The following is a 7020-nucleotide window of genomic DNA, read 5'->3' on the forward strand; positions in this document are numbered from 1 at the left end:
CGTTTTGGAACTTTCAACCTTTAGATGCTGACTTGAAGTATTTGCTGAGGCCGGCGACGACGCGGGTAGCCACGTGTTGCTGGTAGGTGCTGTTACGAATTTCACTGAAGTCCTTTTTGGTATTGATGTAGCCCATTTCCAAGAGTAAAGATGGCCGGTTATTGTCGCGAATGACCTCGAAGTTACCAAATTCGACGCCCCGGTTGGTGAGTGGCAGATCGTTCATTTGCGAATTGACGTCTTCAGCCAATTCATAGGACGTTTTTTGGTGGTAATAGTAGGTCGTGGTCCCGGAGCCCAAGTTGTCACTAGGGGCCGAGTCGAAGTGAAAACTGATGAAGGCGCTGGCCTGATTGGTGTTGGCCAGTGCTGGCCGATCTGCCAGACTAACGGTCTTGTCACTTGAACGCGTCATGATGACGTGCGCACCGCGGGCTCGTAATAGCTTTTCCACTTTAGTTGCCAGTTCTAGCGTATAGGTCTTTTCGTCGTGTTTCTGATCGATCGACAGGGCACCGGAGTCGCTGCCCCCATGGCCGGGGTCCAAGACAATCGTGGCTTCCGACAGGTTGGTAGCTCGTTTGAGGTTCCCGGGGTGATCGACCAGCCAGCTCGCGACCCAGCCGAAATGGTTATGGCTATCGCGCACATGATACCAATTATTTTTTTCGCTTAAAATGGTTAAGCGGCTATTCTTTTTAACTTTGTGTGTCACTTGGTAGGTCAGTCCCGGGCCGTCACGCAAATTCAAATTGCTAACGGTAGCGGTGACGGCGTTGTGCTGAGTAAAGGCAAAGAGCAGACCGCCAGCCACTAAGAGAATGGCGAGGCTGGTGACCAAGCCCACCCAGTTTTGAGGTTTAAAGTGCATACTGTGTCTCCTTCGTCAAATTAGACTCAATTATACCACGAAAGAAATTGCGACTTGGTTAAATTATGGCGGAATTTAGGCTAAAGGTGGGGCGAGAATGGGGATGGTCCAGGCGATTGGTTGGTAAGGGGTGACGGTAATATCTCTATTCTGGGGGATAATTTAATGGTTAATTAATTCAGATACTAAAGGTTGAAAGATAAAATACCTGTCTCACCCCAGTATTGGCAAGGATTCGTACCGTTAAGATAGTGTGAAATTGCCGCACTCCGGCTGCCAGGGATTCCGCCTGCTGTGGGGACGCTTCAGACTGGAAAATCACCAGTCTTCTCGCTCGCTTTGAAGCAATGAAGACCACGTGTCTCCAAAGTCGCCCGTGGTGTCAGCTGGCTTCAGAATCGCCAGCTGACACCACCTCCACGACTGGCTTCAACGATTGAAATGGGCCAGCACAATCTAAGCCGGAGGACGGCAATCGGTGTGCTACCTCTCAGTCGACACAACTTCAAACAAACCGGCATATTTTCTTAGGACACCTTGACTTTTCAAGTCATTTTCAGTATTCTTAGGAAGAATAAAATAGATTGCCGATGAGAGAGAACAGTAGAAGAAAGCCCGTTTTTAGAGAGGTCGCGTAGCTGAGAGCGACTAACGGTGTGACTTTGAAGACACTCTTGAGGCTAATGACGCTTGTCGTCATTCGTTTGCAACGTTATCCTGCAGAGAACTTTATTAAAGGTGGTACCGTGCATACCTGCGCCCTTGTCAATTGACAGGGGCGTTTTTTATTTTCTGCAAACGAAGAGAGGAAGAATGCTCATGCGTTATCAACGACCAAAGGGAACGGCCGACATCTTACCAGGGACTTCTGAGACCTGGCAATTCGTTGAAGCCACCGCCCGTCAGTTGTTCGCTAACTACCGCTTCAAAGAGATTCGGACGCCAATGTTTGAAAACTTTGAAGTCTTTTCACGGACCTCGGGGGACACCTCCGACATCGTGACCAAGGAAATGTACGACTTTAAAGACAAGGGCGATCGGCACTTATCCCTTCGGCCTGAAGGAACTGCCGGGGTCGTCCGGGCCTTCGTCGAGAACAAGCTGTATGGTCCCGAAACCACTAAGCCTTACAAGGTCTATTACATGGGCCCCATGTTCCGTTACGAACGGCCACAATCCGGTCGGCAGCGGGAATTCCATCAGATCGGGGTCGAAGCCTTCGGGAGTGACGCGCCAGAATTAGACGTAGAAGTCATTGCCTTAGGGATGAACCTGTTGAGCCAGTTAGGGTTGAAGCACTTGCGCTTAGCGTTGAACACGTTGGGTGATCAAGCGACGCGGGCGGCTTACCGTCAAGCCCTGATCGACTTCTTGGAACCACACTTTGACGAGTTGAGTGATGACTCCAAGGTCCGGTTGCACAAGAATCCATTGCGGGTCCTGGACAGCAAGGATAAGCACGACCAAGAGCTGGTTGCCGATGCCCCATCGATTCTGGATTTCCTGACGCCAGAAGCCACAGCGCACTTTGACCGGGTCAAGGCTAGTCTAGATGCCTTAGGTGTTGACTACGATGTCGACGCCACCATGGTCCGGGGGTTGGATTACTACAACCACACCATTTTTGAAATCATGGCGGACTCACCAGCATTAGGTGAAGGTTACACGACCGTGCTGGCCGGTGGCCGGTACAACGGCTTGGTCGAAGAACTGGGCGGTCCCGAAATGTCCGGTGTTGGTTTTGGGTTAGGAGTTGAACGCCTGGTCTTACTGATGGAAGCTGAAAAGGTTGCCATTCCCAATGACCACCCGTTAGACGTTTACGTTGTGGGTATCGGCGACGACACCTCGCTGGAAACATTAAAACTTGTCCAAGCCATTCGGACGGCGGGCTTAACGGCCGACCGGGATTACCTGGGTCGTAAGCCTAAGGCCCAGTTCAAGACGGCGAACCGTTTGGACGCTGCTTATACCCTGACCATCGGGGACCAAGAATTAGCCAACCAAACGGCCAACTTGAAGTCGATGGCTAGTGGTGAAGAAATCAGCGTGCCATTAGCTGACATTTATCAAGATTTCCAAAACGTCGTGGCAACCAAGTTTACGGCAAAATAAGAGGGGAAAATAATGGAAAAGAATTTGAAACGGACCACTTACGCTGGTTTGGTCGACGAACAATATCTTGACCAAACTATCGTCCTAAAGGGTTGGGTGCAAAAGCGCCGGAACCTGGGTGGCTTGATCTTTATCGACTTACGTGACCGTGAAGGCATCGTGCAACTGGTCTTCAGTGAAGAATACGGCAAGGATGCCTTGGACGTCGCTGAACACTTACGGAGCGAATACGTCATCGAGGTGCAAGGCCAAGTTGTTGCCCGGGCGCCTAAAGAAGTTAACCCAGACATGAAGACGGGGAAGGTCGAAGTTCGGGTTTCCGGGATCAACCTGTTGAACAAGGCTAAGGAATTGCCATTTGAAATCAAGGATGGCGTGAATGCTTCCGATGACTTGCGGCTTCAGTACCGGTACTTAGACTTACGTCGGCCAGAAATGCAAAAGTCTCTGTTGCTGCGGAACCGGATCGTGCAATCCGTCCACAGTTACTTCGACAAGAACGGCTTTATCGACATTGAAACGCCTGACTTAACGAAGTCAACGCCTGAAGGGGCCCGGGATTACTTGGTTCCTTCACGGATCTACAAGGGCCATTTCTACGCCTTGCCACAATCCCCACAACTGTTCAAGCAATTGTTGATGGGTGCTGGTTTTGACCGGTACTACCAAATCGCTCGTTGCTTCCGTGACGAAGACTTGCGTGGTGACCGTCAACCTGAATTTACGCAGATCGACTTGGAAACGTCCTTCTTAACGGCTGAAGAAATTCAGGACCTGACGGAAGGTTTGATTGCTAAGGTCATGAAGGACACGCTGAACGTTGACGTTAAGCTGCCGTTCAAACGGATGGACTGGGACGACTCCATGGCTCGCTTTGGGACCGACCAACCCGATGTACGTTTTGGGATGGAATTAAAGGACCTGTCTGCTATCATGGCAAATACCGACTTTAAGGTCTTCTCTGGTGCCGTTGCTGACGGTGGCCAAGTTAAGGCTATCGCCGTTCCTGGTGGTGCTGATAAGTACAGCCGTAAGGACATCGACAAGTACGGCCAATACATCGAACGGTTCGGTGCCAAGGGCTTAGCCTGGATGAAGGTGACCGACGATGGTTTCAGCGGTCCTATCGCGAAGTTCTTCAAGGAAGGTGACTGGTTCAAGCAGATCACCGAAGCAACTGGTGCTAAGAGCGGTGACTTGTTGCTGTTCGCTGCCGACTCCAAGCGCGTCGTTGCCCAAACCTTGGGTTACCTGCGGGTTGCCATTGCCAAGGAACAAGACATGATCGACCAAAACAAGTGGGCCTTCCTCTGGATCGTCAACTGGCCATTGTTCGACTATGATGTCGACTTGAAGCGGTGGGTTCCTGCCCATCACCCATTCACGATGCCTGCCGAAGGGGATGCCCATTTCTTAAACGACGGCGAAGACCCACACAAGGCCTACGCCCAAAGTTACGACATCATCTTGAACGGTCTGGAATTAGGTGGGGGGTCTATCCGGATCCACACCCGCGAACTTCAAATGAAGATGTTGAAGGCCTTAGGCTTTACGCCTGAACGGGCCGAAAAGCAATTTGGGTTCTTACTAAAGGCCCTGGATTACGGGTTCCCGCCTCATGGTGGTCTGGCCATTGGGTTGGATCGGTTTGCCCGCTTGTTAGCTAAGCGCGACAACATCCGCGACGTGATCGCCTTCCCTAAGAACTCGAAGGCCACGGAACCAATGACTGAGGCCCCATCGACGGTTGCCGACAAGCAGTTGCTTGACCTCGACCTGTTGATTGCGGACGAAGACAAGCCTGAAGCTTAATTGAACGGACTTGAAAATAAGTAGAGGTAGTCGTGATCGGCCGTTTGGCTGGTCACGACTATCTTTTTTGGTTGGTGTAAAATAGCGGGAATTGTCCGCGCTCCGGCTGCCAGGGATTCCGCCTGCCATGGGGAACGCCTTCAGCCTGAGAAACGGGCTTCCGGCTCGCTTTGAAGCCGTGAAAAACGCACGTCTCCAAAGTCGTCCCACCTTGTACCAATCTGACCATTACCATTGCCATAAAATCTCAGTCCACCTTATGTGTCTTAAAGAGGGGCTTGACGATTACCCGAAAAAGTCGTGTAATTAATACATTAGAAAATGGAGTGATTATGATGAGTGAAATTGAAACGGCAACATTTGCTGGGGGTTGTTTCTGGTGTATGGTCCGGCCATTCGATGAATTCCCGGGGATTAAAAAAGTGTTGTCCGGCTATACCGGTGGGGTCGTGACGAATCCGACCTATGAACAGGTCAAGGCGCAGTGGACTGGCCATACGGAGGCCGTCAAGATTTGGTTTGATCCGGCGGTGGTCAGTTATCAGCAGTTGGTTGACCTTTATTGGCAGCAAACGGACCCGACTGACGATGCCGGTCAGTTTCAGGACCGCGGCAGCAATTATCGGCCAATCATCTTCGTTAACAGCTTAGCCCAGGTCCAAACGGCAATGGCATCCAAGGCCGCTTTACAGGCACGCGAGCAGTTTGACCAGCCTATTGTGACTAAGATTCAGGTCGTTCAGCCATTTTTCCCGGCCGAGGAACGACATCAACAATTTTATAAAAAGAATCCGGAACGGTTTGCGGCAGAGGAAGCCGGCGGTCGTGAAGCCTTTGTCAAAAGTCATTGGTAGAAAGGTTAGAAGTCGTTAAAACCCAGTATTTGCCGTGGCCGTGACGGCAATTAAATGCTATACTAAGCCGAGCATAGTATAAAGGATAATTAAAGATATAAGCGAGGTCGGTATTTAAATCATGGATGATGTGCAGCAGTTGTTAAAACGGCATACCTATACGGCGAAATTCTCCGTTGCTTTTTTTTACGGGGTCTTAGTGTCAATTGCGGTGAACTTTTTCTGGACGCCCGGTCATATTTATTCTTCCGGAGTTACCGGGTTAGCCCAATTGGTCAACAGTTTGACGGCTGGGTTGGGGACGTTCCACATTACGACGGCCCTAGGGCTGTTTCTGATCAACATTCCCATGTTCGTCTTAGCCTGGAAGCAGATTGGAAAGTCTTTCACGGTCTTCACCTTCATTTGTGTTCTGTTTGCGTCGGTGATGATTCGCGTGATTCAGCCAGTTCATTTAACCAGTGATCCCATTATTTGTGCGATTTTTGGGGGTGCGGTCAATGGATTTGGGACGGGATTTGCGTTGAAAAATGGGATCTCGACCGGTGGCTTGGACATCATTGGTATCGTGTTGCGGCGAAAAACGGGTCGGAGCATGGGGACCATTAATATTGCCTTTAACAGTTTGATCGTCGTCAGCGCCGGATTCGTTTACGGCTGGCCATACGCGCTGTATTCTGCGCTGGGACTGTTCGTCAACGCCAAGGTGATCGACATGACCTTTACGCGGCAACAGCGGATGCAAGTCATGGTCATCACCGATCGGCCCAAGACGGTGATCGATAGCATTCAAAACCACATGCGACGGGGGATTACCATCGTCCATGGGGCAGAAGGGGCTTATCGGCATGACGAAAAGACGATTCTATTTACCGTTATCACACGTTACGAAATGGACGCCCTAGAGACAGCCATGGAAGAGGCCGATCCGAAAGCCTTCGTCAGCATTTCTGACACGGTTAAGGTCCTGGGTCACTTCTATGAGCCTAAATGGTAACTTGTCATCAACAGGTTTTGCGGATGAATGCCGTAAAACCTGTTTCTTTTCGGTGAGATTTCAATCTTGTTCTTAAAGTTTGAGAGCTCCAAAGTATCGGTCATACCCGCTCTAGCAAAATAGGCAACCTAGTGAGTTCTTCGCCTTATCTGCCGACCTCTCGGCTTACACAGTGTTCTTAGACGACTCTAAGATAATGATTCTACTAATCGTTGTCAGTTAGACCGAAAACGTCAATTTTTTATATTTTCTAGCTGCTGTTGTGGTAAAACGCAATCAGAGCCGGAGGAGGTCAGGGATGTAGCCGGCCGTGGGGGTGGTGTTGGCTGGCGATTCTTAAGCCAGCTTACAGCACGGGCGACTTTGGAGAC

Annotated in this window: 5 protein-coding genes; 4 read left to right on the plus strand and 1 reads right to left on the minus strand. The window is 50.4% G+C overall.

Features of this window, described 5'->3' with window-relative positions:
- Positions 1–13: 13 nt before the first annotated feature.
- The gene (locus FC99_RS12995; protein ID WP_048735955.1) at positions 14–871 is read right to left on the minus strand and encodes an N-acetylmuramoyl-L-alanine amidase family protein; all 858 of its coding nucleotides are present in this window, start codon (positions 869–871) and stop codon (positions 14–16) included.
- 819 nt (positions 872–1690) lie between these two features.
- On the opposite strand from FC99_RS12995, the gene hisS reads away from it, so the two are divergent.
- From hisS to FC99_RS13020, 4 genes are all read left to right on the plus strand, one after another.
- Entirely contained in the window at positions 1691–2986 is a 1296-nt protein-coding gene (hisS, locus tag FC99_RS13000; protein ID WP_048735956.1) for a histidine--tRNA ligase, read from the plus strand.
- A 24-nt stretch (positions 2987–3010) separates the two neighbouring features.
- Positions 3011–4798 (plus strand): aspartate--tRNA ligase, encoded by a 1788-nt coding sequence (aspS, locus tag FC99_RS13005; RefSeq protein WP_048736426.1) that lies wholly within the window; start codon positions 3011–3013, stop codon positions 4796–4798.
- A 335-nt stretch (positions 4799–5133) separates the two neighbouring features.
- A complete protein-coding gene (gene msrA / locus FC99_RS13015; protein WP_048735958.1) occupies positions 5134–5652 on the plus strand; it encodes a peptide-methionine (S)-S-oxide reductase MsrA in 519 nt (172 codons plus the stop codon).
- Between the two features lie 121 nt (positions 5653–5773).
- Positions 5774–6649 (plus strand): YitT family protein, encoded by an 876-nt coding sequence (locus tag FC99_RS13020; protein WP_048735959.1) that lies wholly within the window; start codon positions 5774–5776, stop codon positions 6647–6649.
- Positions 6650–7020: the final 371 nt, after the last annotated feature.

It is taken from the genome of Levilactobacillus koreensis JCM 16448, assembly GCF_001435525.1.
Taxonomy (GTDB): domain Bacteria; phylum Bacillota; class Bacilli; order Lactobacillales; family Lactobacillaceae; genus Levilactobacillus; species Levilactobacillus koreensis.

Coding starts and splice junctions, on each gene's coding strand:
- FC99_RS12995 (WP_048735955.1), bottom strand. CDS start 871: ATGCACTTTAAACCTCAAAACTGGGTGGGCTTGGTCACCAGCCTCGCC.
- hisS (WP_048735956.1), top strand. CDS start 1,691: ATGCGTTATCAACGACCAAAGGGAACGGCCGACATCTTACCAGGGACT.
- msrA (WP_048735958.1), top strand. CDS start 5,134: ATGAGTGAAATTGAAACGGCAACATTTGCTGGGGGTTGTTTCTGGTGT.
- FC99_RS13020 (WP_048735959.1), top strand. CDS start 5,774: ATGGATGATGTGCAGCAGTTGTTAAAACGGCATACCTATACGGCGAAA.